Source organism: Acuticoccus kandeliae, from assembly GCF_003073115.1.
The window spans coordinates 354,023-371,348 of the sequence record NZ_QBBV01000004.1; the positions used below are offsets into that span (position 1 = coordinate 354,023).

The following is a 17,326-nucleotide window of genomic DNA, read 5'->3' on the forward strand; positions in this document are numbered from 1 at the left end:
CTTTCACGATGATGCGGAGTAGGTGAGAGACGGGACGAGGGTGACGAGCCCGGGCCAGGCCATCATGAGGATGAGGATCGCGACGAGCGGGACGAGGAACAGCGCGGCGGCGCGCACCACCTGCTCGAAGCCGAGGCCCGAGACCTGGCAACCGACGAAGAGACACATGCCCATGGGCGGCGTGATGAGGCCGATGCCGAGCCCGTAGACGATGAAGACGCCGAGAAAGACGGGGTCGACCCCGGCGGCGACGAGCGGCGGCACCAGCACCGGGGTGAGGATGATGATCGCGGCCGACACCTCGAGGAAGGTCCCGGCGACGAGGAGCACCAGGGTGACGATCGCGAGGAGGACGAACGGCTCCGCGCTGACAGCGAAGAGGATCTCGGCAAGCTGGGCCGCGATCTGCTGGCGCGCGATGATGTAGCCGAGCGGCGCGGACAGGCCGATGATGAGGAGGATCGATCCCGACAGGACCGCCGTCGTGGTGAGCGCCTGGAGGAGCTGGGCCGGCCGGATCTCGCGATAGACGAGGACGGAGACGAGCGCGGCGTAGATGGAGGCGAGCACCGCCGCCTCCGTGGGCGTCGCGTAGCCGGAGAAGAGCGCGCCGAGGAGGACGATCGGCGTCATCAGGGCCCAGAAGGCGCTGCGGAAGGCGCGCCAGAGCGAGACCTGGACGATGACCGGCGCGACGACGCCGCGGCGGCGATAGAGAACCGCGAACGTGATCATCAGGGCGATGCCCGCGAGCACCCCCGGCAGCACCCCGCCCATGAAGAGGAGGCCGACCGGGACGCCGGCGATGCTGCCGTAGATCACCATGTTGATGCTGGGCGGGATGATGGGGCCGAGGGTCGCCGAGGAGACCGTGAGACCGACGCTGAGATCGTCCGGATAATGGCTCTCGCGCATCGCCTTGATCTCGAGCCGCCCGAGGCCGGCGACGTCGGCGACGGCCGAGCCCGACATCCCGGCGAAGATCATGCTCGCAAGGACATTGGCGTGGCCGAGCGCGCCCGGAATGCGCCCGACGACGGCGAGCGCGAAGCCGAAGATCCGGCTCGTGATGCCGCCCGTGTTCATCAGCTCGCCGGCGAGGATGAAGAAGGGGATCGCGATGAGCGGCAGCCCGCTGATCTGGCCGATCACCTGCTGCGGGTAGACGATGAAGTTCGCGCCCGAGATCCAGAAGAAGACCAGCGAGGCAAGGCCGACGGCGAAGGCGACCGGAATGCCGCCGACCAGCGCCAGCGCGAGAGTGAAGGCGGCGGCGATCATCGCGCGGCGCCCGTCCCGCCGGGAAGCTGCACGGTGGCGGCCGGGCTTTCCCAGAGTTCCTCGAGGAAGACGAAGGAGTGGCGGAAGAGCTTCGTCTGCACGAGGCGGAGCGCCATCAGCACCACGAAGACGGGCGCGGCCGCATAGCACCAGGCCCAGGTGATCGGGAGAGGCGAGGCGATGGTGCGCACGCGCGAGGTGAGGCGGAAGCCGTAGCGGCCGAGGACGACGAGAAGCACGGCGATCGCGACCAGCCCGACGATCTCCACGATCCGCCGCGCCGGCACGGGCAGCGCGCGGACGACGACATCCACCTGCACGAGGGCGGAGCGCTTCGCCGCCCCGACCGCGCCGAGGAGCGAGGCCCACACGAGGAGGAATTGCGACACGACCTCGGGCCAGCCGAGCGGGTTGTCGAAGACGCCGCGCAGGACGAGCTGCAGCGCCATCACCGCGCCGATCCCGAGGAGACACGCGATCGCGACGATCTCTTCCGCGTTGTCGAGGAGGATGCGGGCAATCGAAGGGGCCGGCGTCGCCATGCACTCTCCTGGGCTCGAACCAATGAGGGTCTTGTACCGCTGGCACGCAGGTTATCTTGCGCAAATTGGTATGCAAGATGATTTTTTGGGTATGCCTAAAAATGCCGCGTAGCGTCTGACAAATAAGCGAAATTCGCTCGCACCGACGACAACGCTGGCCGAAATCGCATCTTTTCATGCCCTCGGTGTCGCGAGGCGCTGACAATCATGCGCTTTCGGCATCCCAAGACATTGACAAAGGTATACCTAATTGGGTGGTGATAGGAACCAAGCCGACCAACCGGCTCCCGCCCCCCGCAACGCCACGTCAGGATGACCCGCCATGCCGAACGTTCCCGCCCAGGACTACGTGGAGATCCTCAACCTCTACGCCGAGTACAACCTTGCGAGCGACGCAGGTGACTCCGAAGTCTACGCCTCCTGCTTCTCCTCCGACGGTCTTCTCGAGCTCGTGACGCCCGGCATCACGGTCTCCGGCCACGAGAACTTCGTCGCCTTCAAGAATCGCGACAAGGCGGGGCGGCCGCACATCTATCGGCGCCACTGGAACGGCTCGATCCACCTCGAGCTCCTCGATGACGGCGCGGTCCGTGGCCGGGCCTATCTCCTCGCCTTCAACGGCACACCGGGGGATCTCCCCATCATCGCCGACTGCGGCGTCTATGAAGACCGGATCGTCAAGGAGAATGGCGCGTGGAAGTTCGCCCACCGCTATCTCGTGATGGACGGCACCACCTTCGCCCTGAAGGACAAGGCTGAGTGAGCGAGCTCACCGAGCTCAGCGCCGTCGCCATCGCCGAGAAGGTCGCGCGGCGCGAGCTCAGCGCCGAAGCGGTGGCGACGGCGTTCCTCGCGCGCACCGAAGACCTCAACCCCGCGATTGTCGCCATCACCACGATCAACCCGCGCCTCCTCGACGAGGCGCGGGCGGTCGACGCGCGGCTCGCGTCCGGCGGCGCGCCGCGCCCGCTGGAAGGCGTGCCCTTCGTCGTCAAGGACATCTTGCCGACGCGGGGGGTCCGCACCACCTACGGCTCGCGCATCTTCGCCGACCATGTGCCCGAAATTTCCGCCATCTGCGTCGAGCGCCTGGAGGCGGCGGGCGGCGTGCTCCTCGGCAAGACCAACACCCCTGAATTCGCGACCGACATCAACACCACCAACGCGCTCTTCGGGATGACGCGCAATCCGGTCGACCTCAATGTCAGCACCGGCGGATCGAGCGGCGGCACGGGCGCGGCGATCGCCGCCGACATGGCCCCGATCGGCATCGGTACCGATCTCGGCGGGTCGATCCGCATCCCGTCGGCCTGGTGCGGGATCGTCGGGATCCGGCCGTCGCCGGGCCGTGTTCCGATCTGGCCGGCCGAGTTCGCGTGGGACACGATCGTCGCGCATGTGCAGGGGCCGATGGCCCGCACGGTCGCCGATCTCGGCCTGATGCTGAAGATCATCAGCGGCCAGGACGATCGCGACCCCTCCTCCCTCCCCGACCCGACGCAGGACTATGCCGCCATCGCGCGCGCGGGCATCGCGCTCGAAGGGCGCCGGATCGCCTATTGCGAGAGCTTCGGCGGCCTCGTTCCGGTCGACCCGGAGGTCGCGGCGGCGACGCGCAAGGTCGCCGACGACCTCGCGAGCCTCGGCGCGATCGTGGAGCCGATCGAGATCGACGCGTCCGATCTCAAGGCGATCATCGCCGGCACGCGCGGGTTCGGCATCGTCGCCCGCTTCGCCGAGCACGCCGAGCGGCACCGCGATGTGATGGCGGGCCAGCTCCTCGGCCAGGTGGAGGACGCGCTGAAGCAGGATCTGCGCACCCTCGCGCATGCCGAGCGCCTCCGTTCGGCCTATTGGGGCCGCGTGCGCGGTGTGCTGGAGGGCCACGATTTCGTCCTGACCCCGACCATCGGCGCCCCGCCCTTCCGCCTCGACCAGCCGCTCCCCACGACCGTCGGCGGGAAGCCGGTGGACCGCTTCTACGACGTCTTCCTCGCCGCCTACGCCTTCACCGTGCTCGGGCTGCCGGCGGCCTCGGTGCCTGCGGGATTCACCGCGTCCGGCCTGCCGATCGGGGCGCAGATCGTCGGACGGCGGCTGCGCGAAGAGGAGGTCCTCGGCGTTGCCGCGCGCCTCGAGGCGCTGCATCCGGAGCGGATCGCGCGGCGGCCGATCGACATCAACGGCGCGGTGCTCGACTACACAATCGAGACGCCGGGGATGCGCACCACCTAGCCGGTGCAACGTGGCATTCGACCTCCCGCCCGGTTCGACCTACTAGGCGATGGCGGGAGGCGGAAAACGGAGAAACTGGTGGGGAATGATTCGGAGACGGCGCGGCCCGTCGAGATCGAAAGCCAGCGGGAGCGCGTTCTCCGCGAGATGGAGACCGCGATCATCAACGGCGAGTTCGCACCCGGCGAGCGGCTGGACGAGCGGATGCTCGCCGAGCGCTTCAAGGTGTCCCGGACGCCCGTCCGCGAGGCCCTGAACAGCCTCGCCTCGACCGTCCTCGTCGAGAATCGCGGCCGCCAGGGGTGCTATGTCGCCACCCTTTCGGTCGCGGAGATGTTCCAGGCGTTCGAGGTGATGGCCGAGCTCGAAAGCTACGCCGCCCGCCTCGCCGCGCTGCGCATGAGCGAGGAGGAGCGCACCGCGCTGATCGCGCTCGCCGCCCGCTTCCCGCTCGACGGCCCGACGCTCGACCTCGCCGACTACATCGCGCACGCGGAGGCCTTCCACCGCGCGATCTATCGCGGCGCGCACAATCCGGTGCTGGAGGAGATCGCCCTCCAGGTCTACCGGCGCACCCTGCGCTATCGCCGCCAGACGCTGGTCGACAAGGGCCGCATGTACAAGTCCGCCGCCGAGCACCGTGAGACGGCCGCCGCCATCGCGAGCGGCGACGCAGAGAAGGCGGCCAACGCCATGTCGCACCACATGGACATCCGCCGCCTCGACCACGCGGATTTCGTGTCCCTCATCATGCGCATCAGCGAGCAGCGCCCCCAGCCTGTGAAGGACTAGTTCATCCCGCGCTCGTCCGAGCGCGAGGATGATCGATCAACCAGCGTCTCGGCATCCGAGCGAAGGGCGCTGGCTCGGCGGGCGCACCGTGTCGCCCCGCCTCCGGCCGTGGCCGCAATGCGCGTGGGCGTCCGTCTGAGCCAAGGGCCGGCATCTAACTTGCCGTGGCGGCTATGAAAAAACCTAATGAAACGCCCAGATCTTTTCTCTTGCCACTCACCCCGGAGCCCCTACTGTCCTCGTCTAAACATGCAGTAGTGTCAAAGTGAAATTCGTTCCGACCGGACGAATTACTTCCTTGGAACAGTCGTTCCTTCCCCTCCGCTTCCCGGCATTTGCCTCCATCGTCGGAGCAGGCCGGCGCGCTGCCGGGACCCCGGCGGCGGTTGTCACCACACTCGGAACGCGAGGCGATCACATGATTGGGACCAGAAACCTTACCTCCGCACTGGTCGCGACGTTCGTCGCGCTGGTTCCGGCCGCGATGGTCGGTCCCGCCCAGGCGGCCGACGACGTGGCCTTCGCGCTCAACTGGATCATCAGTGGGCGCAATGCCGGCTACTTCGTCGCACTCGACAAAGGTTTCTACGCCGACAAGGATCTCAACGTCACGATCACCCGCGGCCGCGGCTCGGGCGACACGCTGAAGCGCGTCGCGATCGGCGAATCCGATTTCGGCCTCGTCGATTCCACGGTGGTCACCACCGGCGTCGCGAACGACCAGGTTCCGGTCAAGATGATCGGCATGATGTATTCGAATGCCGCCATGGCCGCGATCTACCCGAAGAATACTGGTATGACCGTTCCGAAGGATCTTGAAGGCAAGACGATCGCCCGCGCCGCCGCCGGTGCGGCCGCGAACATGTGGCCGGTTTTCCTGAAGCTCAACGATGTCGATCCGACGACCGTCTCCGAGGTGATCGCCACCTCCTCCACCAACGTGCCGCTGCTCCTCTCCGGGCAGGTTCAGGCCGTGGTCGACCAGAGCTCCTATCTCGGCCGCTACCAGAAGGCCGCCGACGCGCAGGGGCTCGACCTCACCGTCTTCCGTTTTTCCGACTATGGGCTCAGCCTCTATGGCGACGCGATCGTCGCCTCCGACGAGACCATCGCCGAGAAGCCCGACCTCGTGAAGCGCTTCCTCGAGGCGACGCTGGAAGGCAACCTCTACGCCTTCGAGCATCCGGACGAGGCGATGGAGATCCTCGTCAAGCACGCCGAGGAGGTCGAGGCCGATGTCGCCAAGGCCGAGCTCCTCGACACCAAGGAGATCGCGATGACGAGCGAGGTCGAGGCGAACGGCTACGGCTATATCGACCCCGCGCGCATCACCGAGATCGTCGAGCTGATCAACGAGCCCTTCGGGATGACCCGCAAGGTGACGCCGGACGAGGTGATGACGGACCAGTTCCTGACGCGCTGAAACCGGATACTCTCGAACTCATGCAGCAGGTTATCCTGGAAGCATCCGACGTAGGCATGACCTACACGATGCAGTCGGGGCGGGAAGTCACCGCCCTCAGCGAGGTGTCACTGTCGATCCGGCGTGACGAGTTTCTGACGATCGTCGGACCGAGCGGGTGCGGGAAGAGCACGCTCCTCAAGATCCTCGGCAAGATCATCCCGGCGACGAGCGGCGAGGTCCGGCTGAACGGGGAGACGCTGACGCGCCCGACCGCCGACATCAGCATCTGCTTCCAGCAATCGCTGCTCTTCCCCTGGCGCACGGCCGAGGAGAACATCCTCTTCCCGATCGAGATGCTGGGGCGCTCGAAGAAGGCCTATCGCGACGCGGTGCGCGAGCTGATTCAGATGGTCGGCCTCACCGGGTTCGAGAAATCCTATCCGCGCGAATTGTCAGGCGGGATGCAGCAGCGCGTCGCCATCTGCCGCGCGCTGGTGACGGACCCGCCGATCCTCCTCATGGACGAGCCGTTCGCAGCGCTCGACGCGATGACGCGCGACGAGATCGGCATCGAGCTCCTGCGCATCTGGAACGAGCGCAAGAAGACGGTCGTCTTCGTGACCCATTCGATCCCCGAAAGCATCCTCCTCGCGGACCGCGTCATGATCATGTCGGCGCGGCCGGGCAAGATCGACCAGATCATCGAGATCGACCTGCCCCGCCCGCGCACCCTCTCGATGGTCTCGACCCCCGAGTTCGGCCGCTATGCGGAATTCATCCGCGGCCGGATCGCGGCAGCGCGGCAGGCGGCGGCCTGACCATGAAGCGCAATTTTGCCCGCAAGTGGGGCTCGTCCGCGATCTCCGTCGGCGTCATCGTCGGCCTCATCCTCTTCTGGGAGATCATCTGCCGCGCGATGGCGGTGCCGAGCTGGCTCCTGCCCACCCCGTCGGCCATCCTCGCGATGACGTGGGAGAACCGGGACCGCCTCCCCCGCCACTTCCTCGCGACCCTCAACGCGACGCTCGGCGGGTTCATCCTCGCGGTCGCGGCGGGCGTGCCGATCGCCATCGCGATCACCGCCTCGCGCATCCTGCGCAACGTGATCTACCCGGTGCTCCTCGTGTTCCAGTCCGTGCCGAAGGTGGCGCTCGCGCCGCTGATCCTCCTGTGGGTCGGGTTCGGCCTACCGTCGAAGATCGTGGTGGCGGCGATCACGGCCTTCTTCCCGATCGTCATCAACACCTCGGCCGGCGTCTCGTCCGTCTCGGAGGAGATGCTGCAGCTGACGCGCTCCTACAATTCGCCGGCGCTGCGCACCTTCCTCAAGGTGCGGCTGCCCTTCGCGATGCCCTACATCTTCAGCGGCATGAAGATCGCGATGACGCTCGCCGTCATCGGCGCCGTCGTCGGGGAGTTCGTGGGATCGGATGTCGGCCTCGGCTTCATCATCCTCACCTCGTCGAGCACCATGAACACGGCGCTCGTCTTCTCCGGGATGATGCTCCTCTCCATCATGGGCATCACGCTGTTCTACTGCATCGCGCTGATCGAACGCGTCGCCTGCCCCTGGTACCAGTCCAACGACCAGAACCTGCGCTGACGCGACGGAGACCGAGCCCATGACCGCCCCACAGGTGCCCATCGCGGTCGACCCGAAGACCGGGATCTGGACCACCGACGGCCTGCCGATGATCTACCTGCCGCGGCACTTCTACGTGAACCACCGCGACATGTTCGAGGCGGCCTTCGGGGCGGAGGCCGTCGCCAAGGTGTTCTGGGACGCGGGCTACGCGTCCGCCTGGCAGTGGTGCGAGAAGGAGTCCGCCACGCACGGCCTTTCGGGGCTCGACGTGTTCCGCCACTACATGAAGCGCCTCTCACAGCGCGGATGGGGCCGGTTTACGGTGCTCGATGTCGACGCCGAGACGGGCGCCGCCCGCGTCGCGCTCGACCATTCGATCTATGCCGAGCACCGCGGGACGGCGGCGGGCGGCCGCGCCTGCGGGCCGTTCGCGAGCTGGATCGTGGGGTCGCTGGAATGGGCGGGCCGCGACATGGGCCGGCCATGGCACCTCACCGCCGAGGAGACGGCGTGCGCCTGCGAGGGCGCACCGCGATGCCTCTTCACCGCGCGCCCGAAAGACGCCTGAACAGGGGGGCGGTCGTCAGGCCTCGATCACCTCGCGCGGGACGTGGTTGACCGCCTCGCACCCCCGCTCCCCGACGATCGCCGTCTCGCCGAGACACATGCTGGAGCCGCTCTCGCGGTCGAACAGCGTCATGTGCAGGAAGAACACCATCCCGGTGTCGATCACCTGCGGATTGCCGGCCCACACCATCGGCCAGTCCATCCAGGTGGGCGGATACATGGCCCCCAGCGTGTAGCCGCAAGCGCTGAGCGCCTCGGCGCCGAACCCGTGCTCGGTGAAGGCGCGCTTGTAGGCCGCGAACACGTCCCCGACGGTGCGGCCCGGCCGCAGCGTGTCCTGGCAGGCCTCCAGCGCCGCGGAACAGGCGGTGTGCATCGCCCGGTGCTTCTCGCTCACCCCGCCGGTCAGAATGTTGTACATCGCGCACGCATGATAGTGGCGGTAGGCCGCGCCCGGCTCGAAGCAGACTTGGTCCGTCTCACCGACGATCTCGTCCCCGGTGTGATAGCGCGCCATCATCGCCTGCGGGCCGGCGCCGAGCGGCCAGCGCGACGCGGCGGGGTCGCCCCCGTTCACCATCAGCGTGCGCATCATCTCACCATAGATGGCCTTGGTGGAGGCGCCCGGCCGCGTGTGGGCGATGCTCGTCTCGACCACGAGGTCGCACAGTTCGCCGGCCTTCCTCACATAGTCGAGCTCGGCCGGGCTCTTCACGAGGCGCAGCAGGCGCACGAGGTCGGAGGCGTCGCTCAGCGTGCAGAACGTGTCGAGCGCGGCGTCGACCATCTTCGCCCGCTGCCCGGTCAGGCCGTAGGCGTGATACTCGACCCCGACCCGCTTGCCCTCCATCCCGTGGTCGCGAAGCATCTCGCGCACATCGAGGGCGGGGTCCACGTTGTCGCCGTCATACCAGATGCGGATGTCCTTGATGATGGAGGTCATCTGCGACTGGAGCCGGTCGATCGGCCGCGTCACCAGCGCGCAGCGCCCGTCGGCGGAGAGGAACATCGCCTGGAACATCGTGTAGCCGGCCGTGTCGTAGCCGGTCAGGTAGTACATGCTCTCCTGGCGGAAGATGAGGAGGCCATCGAGGCCATCGGCCGCCATCTGCGCGCAGGCGGCCGCCTGCCGGGCCAGGAGCTCACGCTCGGAGAAGAAGATCGTAGCCATGCGCGTCTCCGTGCGGCCGCCCCGGACCGGGCGAGCGCTCTAGTCGATGTCGGGGCGGTCGTGGAAGGGCAGCCCGTCCTCCGTCGGCGTCCATCGGCCGGCGGCGATCATGGCTTCCACATGGTCGTAGACCGCGCCGAGGGGGGCCAGCCACGCGCCGCCACGCTCGCGGATCCGGTCCACGAGGTCGAGGATGGCGGTGAGCCGCGCCGGGCGGCCGGACAGGAAGGGGTGCCAGACGGTCACCCAGTGTCCGCCATAGCGCCACGCGGCCTCGAACTCGGCCTCGTAGACCTCGACCGCGCGCTTGGGGGCCGAGATCGGCATCATGAAGCCGAAATCGCGGCTGTGCATGTAGTGCGGCCAGTCGTCGGAGGTCCAGTCGATCGGGAACTCGATGAGGCGTCCGTTGCGGCCATTGAAGACGCAGGGCATGTCGTCGCCCATCAGCGAGGAATCGTAGCGGAAGCCGGCATCGATCAGGAGATCGGCCGAGTGCTTGGAGAAGGTGAAGCCGGGCGCGCGCCACCCGCGCGGACGCTCGCCGACCCGCGCGACATAGGCCGCCAGTCCGCGCTCGAGCGCCGTCGCCTCTTCCTCCGCCGAGATCTCGCACATGCGCTCGTGCAGGTAGCCGTGAAGGCCGATCTCGTGGCCGTTTTCGAGGAGGAGGTCGATCGCGGCCGGATAGCGCTCGATCACCCAGCCGGGCACGAAGAAGGTCTGCACCATCTCCCGCTCGCGCAGCACCTCGACGAGGCGCGGGATCGCGATGCGGGGCCCATAGCGCAGCTGCGTGCGCGTCGCGACGAGCTGCTCCATCCCTTCGCGATGGCGATAGGCGAGCCCGCTTTCGGCGTCGATGTCCCAGGTGATGGAGACGCAGCAGCGCGCGTCGTCAGGCCAGGGGATGGGGTTCGCGAGCATGATTGTCCCTCGGCATGTGGATCGGGCGGCGGTCGATCAGGCGGTTCCGGAGACGGGCGTGCCGGCGATCGGCACGTTCATCACGTCGTAGGCGAAGAGCCATTGCGGGTCGCGCGCGCCGCGGCCGATCTTGTTCTCCTGCGAGGCGATCTGCACCTCGGCGGTCCGCTCATAGCGCGTCGCCTCGTAGAGGCGGAACGCCTCCGGCACATCCTCGCCCTCGACCGCCTCCAGGCAGCGCATCAGCATCGCGGCATCCTCCACCGCCATGCCGCCACCCTGGCCGAGATGCGGCGTCATCGGGTGCGCGGCGTCGCCGAGGAGGGTGATGCGCCCGCGGCTCCAGCCCGGCTGCGGCGGCCGGACCATCATGGGCCAGCGGATCACGTCGATGCAGTTCTCAAGGACGAGCTGCGTGTCGTCGCAGAACTCGGTGAACATCGACCGCATGTGGTCGGCGGACATCGGCATCGGATGATACTCGTCCGGCGTCAGCGCCTCCGCCCCGGACGCCACGATGTTGTAGACGTCCCGGTCCTCGTTCATGCAGTAGATGAGGACGTAGCGCTCCTGCGGCCCCCACCAGCGGATATAGTCCTCGAGCCCGACCTTGCGGATCGCCTCGGAAGGCACGATGGCGCGGTACGCGACGTGCCCAAAATAGACCGGATCCTGCGGCCCGAAGAGGTGCTCCCTCACCCTTGAGCGCAGCCCGTCCGCGCCGACCACGGCGTCGACGGTCACCGTCGTCCCGTCCTCGAACGACAGGACGACATCGTCCTCGCGCGCCTCGATCCCCTTCAGCCGCTTGTTCATCTCGAAGCTGTCGGGGTCGACGGCGCTGTGGAGCATGTCGTGGAGGTCGGCCCGGTGGAAGGCCATGAACTCCGAGCCGTACGTCTCGAGGAGGCCCCAATTGTCGAAGGCGAAGAATTGTTCGCCCGTGTCGAACGTGCGGTTGGCCTTGATCTTCGGGTGGATTCCGACGGACCGCATCACGTCGCCGAGCCCCATGGCGTGGAACACGCGGGTGCCGTTCGGCGCGAAATTGATGCCCGCCCCGAGGCGGAGGAACTGGGACGACTGCTCGAAAACCGTGCAGCGGTACCCGGCTTTTTGCAACAGAGCGGCCGCCGTGGTCCCGCCGATCCCTGCACCGATGATCGCGATATGCGGGCGGCGTTTCGTTGTCATCGGAGAACTCATCGGGTCGAGGAAAGTGCTGGCGGGCGGCAGGATGTGCCGAATGCTGAAAGCTTATTGAGGCGCTGGATGTGCGCCAAATGATTTTACGTCATGCGCCGATCCAATTGCCTCATCTGCATGCAACGCATCCGCGCCGGATCGGGACCGTCACCTGCCCTTCAAACAGGCAGCCGCTGCAAGGACTTCACGCTTGACCCGGATCAGGCGCTCGGGTGCAGTCTCATGTCGACCGTCGGCGGGGCGCCTGGCGTGCGGAGCGGCCCGCGAGCGGCGCTCGGCAGGTCCACGCGCCCGGCGCGACGAACCAGGTGCCAACTCCAGGTGTGATCCATGTCTCGCCTCCCCCCGCTGAATTCCTTGAAGGCGTTCGAGGCCGCGGCCCGGCATCTCAGCTTCACGCGGGGCGCCGAGGCGCTGAACGTGACCCAGTCCGCGATCAGCCATCAGGTCCGCCAGCTTGAGGAGCACCTCCAGAAGCCGCTGTTCAACCGGTCGGCGACGGGGCTGAGCCTCACCGAGCACGGGCGGACCCTCTTCGAGACGGTCCACACCGCGTTCGGCAGCATCCTCGCGACGGTGAACGAGCTCGAAGGCGGCTCGCGCGGCGAGATCCTCACGGTGAGCCTGCGCCCGTTCCTGTCCTTCAACTGGCTGTCGCCGCGCATCTCGGACTTCTACGCGCGGCACCCGAACGTCACGATCCGCCTCAGCCACACCTACGAGCAGCCCGATCCGTCGGCCGACGATGTCGACCTCGCGATCCTGCTCGGGACCGGCGACTGGCCGGACGCCGACGTTCAATATCTGATGCCGTGCGACCTCACCCCGGTGTGCAGCCCGCTTCTATGCGAGCGGCTCGGCCGCCCGATCGAACTGTCGGACCTGCGGACCCAGACCTTCATCCACGAGCGGACCTACGGCCACTGGCCGCGCTGGCTGACGCTCGCCGGCGACCCGACGCTCGGCGCCAAGCACGAGCTCTTCATCGACGACACCAATGTGCGGATCCAGGCCGCGATCCGCGGGCAAGGGATCCCGATCAGCAACCCGCGCCTCCTCGCCAACGAGTTCGCCTGCGGCAACCTCATCGCCCCGTTCGACATCCGCCTCACGGACCTCGCCTACTATGTCGTGAGCCCGAAGAAGGCGCGCCCGCGCGAGAACGCGCACGTGCTGCGCGAATGGCTGGTCGCCGAGGCGCAGCAGATGACGCTGCAATAGGCGGGGCCCCGAGGGGCGCGGATCAAGCCGGCCGGAAGACCCGGACCGCCCGGAAGGCGGCGAATTTCCAGCCATCGTCACACCGCGCGAAGGTCGCGAAATAGCGCAGGATCCCGGCCGGGATGGCGGGGATCGGCGGGGCGGACCCGTCCGCGCCGCGGGTCGCGGCGAACGCGAGGGCGTAGCAGCTCCCCTCCCCCCGCTCCGCGCTCTCGAAGGTGACGAGCACGTTGCTGACGAAATGCTGGCACACGAAGTCCGGCCCGCGCCCACCGAACAGCGCCCTGGCCGTGGGGACGATCTCGGCGCTTCCGACCAGCGGCGCGTCGTTCATCGGGCGGTGCCAGGCGGCATCCTCGGTGAAGAGCGCCAGGAAGGCGTCGACGTCGCCGGTGTCCTGCGCCAGCGCGTATCGGGAGAAGAGCGCGGCGCACGCCTCGTGCGGGGTCGCGGTGGGAATGGTCATCGCGAGGCCTCTCTGCGGCGCGGGGACAGGAGATAGACGAGCGCCGCGCCGATCAGCGTCAGCACCAGGAGGATCGAGGCCAGCGCCGCGATCTCCGGCGTCACGCTCTGCTGCAGGTAGCCGAACATGCGCACCGAAAGCGTCGGCTCGACGCTCGGGCCGATGAAGATGGCGAAGGTCGTCTCGTCCCACGCCACGTTGAAGGCGAGGAGGAAGGCGACGATCAGCGCCGGGGCGAGGAGCGGCGCCATCACGCGGCGTGTGGTGGTGAGCGGCGAGGCGCCGAGCGAGCCGGCCGCGGTCCACAGGAGCGGGTCGGTCGCCGCGAAGGCCGGCACCAGGACCGACATGGCGACCGGGATCGACACCGTCCCGTAGACGAGCGCCAGAGGCCAGTGGGACTCGAAGTCGACGCCGAGAAAGAGCATCACCGCGAAGAGCCCGGATCCGACGATGATGTGCGGCGCGAGGAGCGGGATCATCAGCGCCCCCTGCACGGTCCGCGGCAGGCGGCCGAGCCGGTAGATGGCGAGCGCCACGCAGAAGCCCGCGAAGGTGCCGATCGCCGCCGCCATCGACGAGATGGAGAGGGAGACAAGGCCGGAATTCAGCCACGTGTCGTCGGCGGCGACCTCGGCATACCAGTCGAGAGTCAGGCTCGAGGGCGGGAATTCCAGGATCGTGCCGGTCGCAAGGCTCGTCGGCACGATGAGGAGCGCCGGCAGGATGAGGAGCGCCAGGAACCCCCAGGCGTAGACGGCGAGGAGGCCGCGCAGGGTCCGGTTCATGCGCGCCTCCTGACGGCATAGGGCTTGGCCGACAGCACCGCCACGACCGAGATCACGAGGAGGACGAGCGTCAGGATCGTCCCCGCCGTCGAGGACAGCGCCGTGCCGTTGCGATAGTCGTTGACGAGGTCGCTCTGCATCACCTGGCCGAGCATGGCGTTGGTGGGACCGCCGAGGAGCGCCGGAGTGACGTAAATCCCCGCCGACAGGACGAAGGTCAGCACCGCGCAATAGGCAAGGCTCTGACGGATCTGCGGCAGGTAGGCGAGGAAGAAGGTGCGAACGGGACCGGCCCCGAGGGAGCGCGTCGCGAAGACGATGTCGCCGTCGACCTTGCGCATCCCCGCGAACAGCACCGCCGCGGTGAGCGGTGCGACGATCTGCACGGTGCCGATGACCACCGCGGGCGTCGTGTAGAGGAGGTTGACCGGGCGTTCGATGAGCCCGGACTGCACGAGCAGGTACATGATCGGCCCGCCACGGCTGAGGAGGATGCTCCAGGCGAGCGTCTTGATGAGGGCGGAGACGATGAAGCAGAGGCCGAGCCCGGCGAGGAAGACGTTCTGCAACCGCCGCGAGCCCGACGCGAAATAGGCGCAGGCCGGAAACGCCCCGAGGACGCACAGGAGCGTCGAGGCGAACCCCACGATCAGGCTGTTCTTGAGCGCGAAGAGATATTGTCCGCGGCTGAAGAAGGTGACGTAGGCCTGAAGGCTCGGCACGTCGTCGTAGAAGAAGGAATTGTAGATCCCCGCGCCGATCGGCAGGAGGATCGTGGCGCACACGAGCGCCAGCGCGGGGACCACCAGGAGGAGCCCCACCACAAGCCGGTCCGTGCTGATGCGCGGCGGCGGCGCGGCTTCGGTGACGGGGTCGGTCGGGGATCGGAGCGCGGCCGCGTTGCCGCTGGGCGTGTCGGTCGGCATGGCGGAACCCTCAGGCAGCGTCCGGATCCTCGGGAAGGAGCAGCGCGTCGTCCGGCGCGAAGGCGATGCGCACCGCGCCGCCCTCCGGCGGCAGCACGGTGCGCCCGTGGAGCGCCGCAATCACCGTCCGCCCGCCGCAGATCCCGAGGCGCACCTTCTGCCGCGCGCCGACATAGGTGACCCCCTCGATGGTCGCCGGGAGGCCGGGCGCGGCGGGGTCGGCCGACACGCTCACATTCTCCGGCCGCACCACCAGCGTGCCCGTCGCGGGCAGCGGGTTCAGCAGCGTGCGCGCGCCGAAAGCCTCGCCCTCGGCCGTGCGCACGGTGGCGTGCGCCCCCTCCCGGCCCGTGACGGTCACCGGGAAGGTGTTCGCCTCGCCGAGGAATTTCGCGACCCACACGCGGGGCGGGTCGTTGTAGACGCGCGTCGGCGCCGCGTTCGCGACGATGGCGCCGTCCTTCAGGACGACGATGCGGTTCGACATGTTCATCGCCTCCTCTTGGTCGTGCGTGACGTAGAGGGTCGGCACCCCGGTGGAGCGCTGGATGCGCTTGATGTCCTCCTGGAGCGCGTCGCGCAGCGCCCGGTCCAGCGCGCCGAGCGGCTCGTCCATCAAGAGAAGCTTCGGCTTGAAGACCAGCGCGCGCGCGACGGCGACGCGCTGCGCCTGTCCGCCCGAGATCTCGGACGGATATTTGTCGGCATGCGCGGCGAGGCCGACGAGATCGATCATCTCGAGGACCGCGCGGTCGATCGCCGCCTTGTCCAACTTCCGGATGGACAGCGGGAAGGCGATGTTCTCGGCGACGGTGCGGTTGGGGAACAGCGTGTAGCGCTGGAACACCATGCCGATATCGCGCTTGTGCGGCGGCGTCGTCGTGACGTCCCGGCCGAACAGCTTCACCCGGCCGCCGTCGGGATAGGTCGCCCCGGCGGCGATCGACAGAAGCGTTGATTTTCCCGAGCCGCTCGGCCCCAGGAGGGTGACGAACTCGCCGTCCCCCACTCCCAGCGTGACCTCACCGACCGCAACGTGCGCCCCGTAGGTCTTGCGCACGGCCTCGAAGGAAAGGGCCGTGCCGGCCTCGCTGCCCGGTGCCAGCATCAGAGCGACACCGACCCCGTCGTCACCCACTCGCGCCACAGCGACTGGACGCGAGCGATGTTGTCGGTCCACCAGGCACCGTCGAGCTGGATCGCCTTGGCGACGTGCTCGGTGGAGGTGGCAAGGTTCGCCGCCACGTCGGGCTCGACGAGGGTCTCGGGCGCCGCGATGGCGCTGGTGTAGCCGGTCTCGATGGCCATCTGCTTCTGGATCTCGGGGCGGTTGAGGAAGACCATCAGGGCCTGCGCCGCCTTCGGGTGCTGCGCCTTGGCCGGAATGACCCCCCACACCGTGGACAGGATGTTCTCGTTCCACTGGATGGCGATGTCGTAGCCTGCGGCGATGCCGTTGAAGGCACGGCCATTGTAGGCGCTCGACATCACGAAATCACCCTTCGCGACGCCCTGCACCGGCGCGTCGCCGGCGGTCCAGAAGGCGCGGATCTCGGGGCGCAGCTCATCCAGCTTGGCGAAGGCGCGGGCGAGCTTCTCGTCGTCGATCGGGTAGATCTCGTCCGGCGACAGGCCGTCGGCGATCAGCGCGGCGATGATGTTGGTCGGCGAATCCTGCAGGGCGCGCGGACCGGGGAATTTCTCCGTGTCCCAGAAGTCGGCCCAGCCGGACGGCGCCTCGGAGAATTCCGACGTCGAGTAGATGATGACGTTGGCGTAGGCGTTGTTCCAGTAGCCGTATTCGTTGAACGCGCCGGGAGCGAGGGAGTCCGCGACGGGATCCCAGAAGCCCTCGGGGAGCGCCTCGAAAAGGCCCTCGGTGGTGCCGATCTGGAGATCCCAGGGCGTGTTGATGGTGACGAGATCCCAGGGCGAGCCGCCGCGGCGGATGAGGGCGCGCAGTTCGTTCAGGTTGCGGTTCGGGGTGACCGTGAACGTCACGTCCACGCCGCACTCCGCCTCGAACGGGCCGGCGACGATCGCCTCGAACTTGTCCCAATAGGTGCCGCCCGTGCCCTGGATGACGAGCTCGCTCTCGAGCGGCGCATCGTCCGTGGCGGGATAGCAGGCCGCCGACGCGCCCGCGGTCAGGGCGAGAAGGGCCGCGGCGACGCTCGCCGGGCGCATGATCAGAGGGGGCATGGTCTCATCTCT

Annotated in this window: 18 protein-coding genes; 8 read left to right on the forward strand and 10 right to left on the reverse strand. The window is 68.0% G+C overall.

Annotation, left to right across the window (positions count from 1 at the left end; genetic code table 11):
- Positions 1 to 3 precede the first annotated feature (3 nt).
- Positions 4 to 1,281, reverse strand: coding sequence for a TRAP transporter large permease (locus DBV35_RS24835; RefSeq protein WP_108663085.1), 1,278 nt, complete (start codon positions 1,279 to 1,281; stop codon positions 4 to 6).
- Positions 1,278 to 1,823: a TRAP transporter small permease gene (locus tag DBV35_RS24840; protein ID WP_108663086.1), complete on the reverse strand. Its 546-nt coding sequence runs from the start codon at positions 1,821 to 1,823 to the stop codon at positions 1,278 to 1,280. The genes DBV35_RS24835 and DBV35_RS24840 overlap by 4 nt, the downstream gene beginning before the upstream one ends.
- Before the next feature lie 322 nt (positions 1,824 to 2,145).
- On the opposite strand from DBV35_RS24840, the gene DBV35_RS24845 reads away from it, so the two are divergent.
- From DBV35_RS24845 to DBV35_RS24875, 7 genes are all read left to right on the forward strand, one after another.
- Complete coding sequence (locus DBV35_RS24845; protein WP_108663087.1) at positions 2,146 to 2,586, forward strand: nuclear transport factor 2 family protein; 441 nt, start codon at positions 2,146 to 2,148, stop codon at positions 2,584 to 2,586.
- The gene (locus tag DBV35_RS24850; RefSeq protein WP_108663088.1) at positions 2,583 to 4,058 is read left to right on the forward strand and encodes an amidase; all 1,476 of its coding nucleotides are present in this window, start codon (positions 2,583 to 2,585) and stop codon (positions 4,056 to 4,058) included. Before DBV35_RS24845 ends, DBV35_RS24850 begins: the two co-directional genes overlap by 4 nt.
- Positions 4,059 to 4,136: 78 nt before the next feature.
- A complete protein-coding gene (locus tag DBV35_RS24855) occupies positions 4,137 to 4,850 on the forward strand; it encodes a GntR family transcriptional regulator (protein WP_108663089.1) in 714 nt (237 codons plus the stop codon).
- A 418-nt stretch (positions 4,851 to 5,268) separates the two neighbouring features.
- Positions 5,269 to 6,273, forward strand: a complete 1,005-nt coding sequence (locus tag DBV35_RS24860) for an ABC transporter substrate-binding protein (protein WP_108663090.1) — start codon at positions 5,269 to 5,271, stop codon at positions 6,271 to 6,273.
- A 56-nt stretch (positions 6,274 to 6,329) separates the two neighbouring features.
- Positions 6,330 to 7,073 (forward strand): ABC transporter ATP-binding protein, encoded by a 744-nt coding sequence (locus DBV35_RS24865; RefSeq protein WP_245944078.1) that lies wholly within the window; start codon positions 6,330 to 6,332, stop codon positions 7,071 to 7,073.
- A 2-nt stretch (positions 7,074 to 7,075) separates the two neighbouring features.
- Entirely contained in the window at positions 7,076 to 7,858 is a 783-nt protein-coding gene (locus tag DBV35_RS24870) for an ABC transporter permease (RefSeq protein WP_108663092.1), read from the forward strand.
- 19 nt (positions 7,859 to 7,877) lie between these two features.
- Positions 7,878 to 8,408 carry a DUF5943 domain-containing protein gene (locus DBV35_RS24875; RefSeq protein ID WP_108663093.1) on the forward strand — a complete coding sequence of 177 codons (531 nt, stop codon included), beginning with the start codon at positions 7,878 to 7,880 and terminating at the stop codon, positions 8,406 to 8,408.
- Between the two features lie 15 nt (positions 8,409 to 8,423).
- Here the strand turns inward: DBV35_RS24875 and DBV35_RS24880 are convergent, their stop codons facing one another.
- The 3 genes from DBV35_RS24880 to DBV35_RS24890 are packed head-to-tail and all read right to left on the reverse strand — an operon-like array spanning position 8,424 to position 11,699.
- Positions 8,424 to 9,578: a M24 family metallopeptidase gene (locus DBV35_RS24880; RefSeq protein WP_108663094.1), complete on the reverse strand. Its 1,155-nt coding sequence runs from the start codon at positions 9,576 to 9,578 to the stop codon at positions 8,424 to 8,426.
- A 39-nt stretch (positions 9,579 to 9,617) separates the two neighbouring features.
- Positions 9,618 to 10,505, reverse strand: a complete 888-nt coding sequence (locus DBV35_RS24885; protein WP_108663095.1) for a polysaccharide deacetylase family protein — start codon at positions 10,503 to 10,505, stop codon at positions 9,618 to 9,620.
- 36 nt (positions 10,506 to 10,541) lie between these two features.
- Positions 10,542 to 11,699, reverse strand: a complete 1,158-nt coding sequence (locus DBV35_RS24890; protein WP_157961962.1) for an FAD-dependent monooxygenase — start codon at positions 11,697 to 11,699, stop codon at positions 10,542 to 10,544.
- 342 nt (positions 11,700 to 12,041) lie between these two features.
- Between DBV35_RS24890 and DBV35_RS24895 the strand changes: the two genes are divergently transcribed.
- On the forward strand, positions 12,042 to 12,932 hold the full coding sequence (locus DBV35_RS24895; protein ID WP_108663097.1) for a LysR substrate-binding domain-containing protein: 891 nt from the start codon (positions 12,042 to 12,044) through the stop codon (positions 12,930 to 12,932).
- A 22-nt stretch (positions 12,933 to 12,954) separates the two neighbouring features.
- Here DBV35_RS24895 and DBV35_RS24900 read toward each other — a convergent pair whose 3' ends face one another.
- From DBV35_RS24900 to DBV35_RS24920, 5 genes are read right to left on the reverse strand one after another with little or no spacing between them, the layout of a single operon-like run.
- Positions 12,955 to 13,398 carry a nuclear transport factor 2 family protein gene (locus tag DBV35_RS24900; RefSeq protein WP_108663098.1) on the reverse strand — a complete coding sequence of 148 codons (444 nt, stop codon included), beginning with the start codon at positions 13,396 to 13,398 and terminating at the stop codon, positions 12,955 to 12,957.
- Positions 13,395 to 14,186, reverse strand: coding sequence for an ABC transporter permease (locus tag DBV35_RS24905; protein ID WP_108663099.1), 792 nt, complete (start codon positions 14,184 to 14,186; stop codon positions 13,395 to 13,397). The genes DBV35_RS24900 and DBV35_RS24905 overlap by 4 nt, the downstream gene beginning before the upstream one ends.
- The gene (locus tag DBV35_RS24910; protein WP_108663100.1) at positions 14,183 to 15,112 is read right to left on the reverse strand and encodes an ABC transporter permease; all 930 of its coding nucleotides are present in this window, start codon (positions 15,110 to 15,112) and stop codon (positions 14,183 to 14,185) included. Before DBV35_RS24910 ends, DBV35_RS24905 begins: the two co-directional genes overlap by 4 nt.
- A 10-nt stretch (positions 15,113 to 15,122) precedes the next feature.
- Positions 15,123 to 16,220, reverse strand: coding sequence for an ABC transporter ATP-binding protein (locus DBV35_RS24915; RefSeq protein ID WP_108663101.1), 1,098 nt, complete (start codon positions 16,218 to 16,220; stop codon positions 15,123 to 15,125).
- The gene (locus DBV35_RS24920; RefSeq protein WP_108663102.1) at positions 16,220 to 17,314 is read right to left on the reverse strand and encodes an ABC transporter substrate-binding protein; all 1,095 of its coding nucleotides are present in this window, start codon (positions 17,312 to 17,314) and stop codon (positions 16,220 to 16,222) included. The genes DBV35_RS24915 and DBV35_RS24920 overlap by 1 nt, the downstream gene beginning before the upstream one ends.
- Positions 17,315 to 17,326 lie beyond the last annotated feature (12 nt).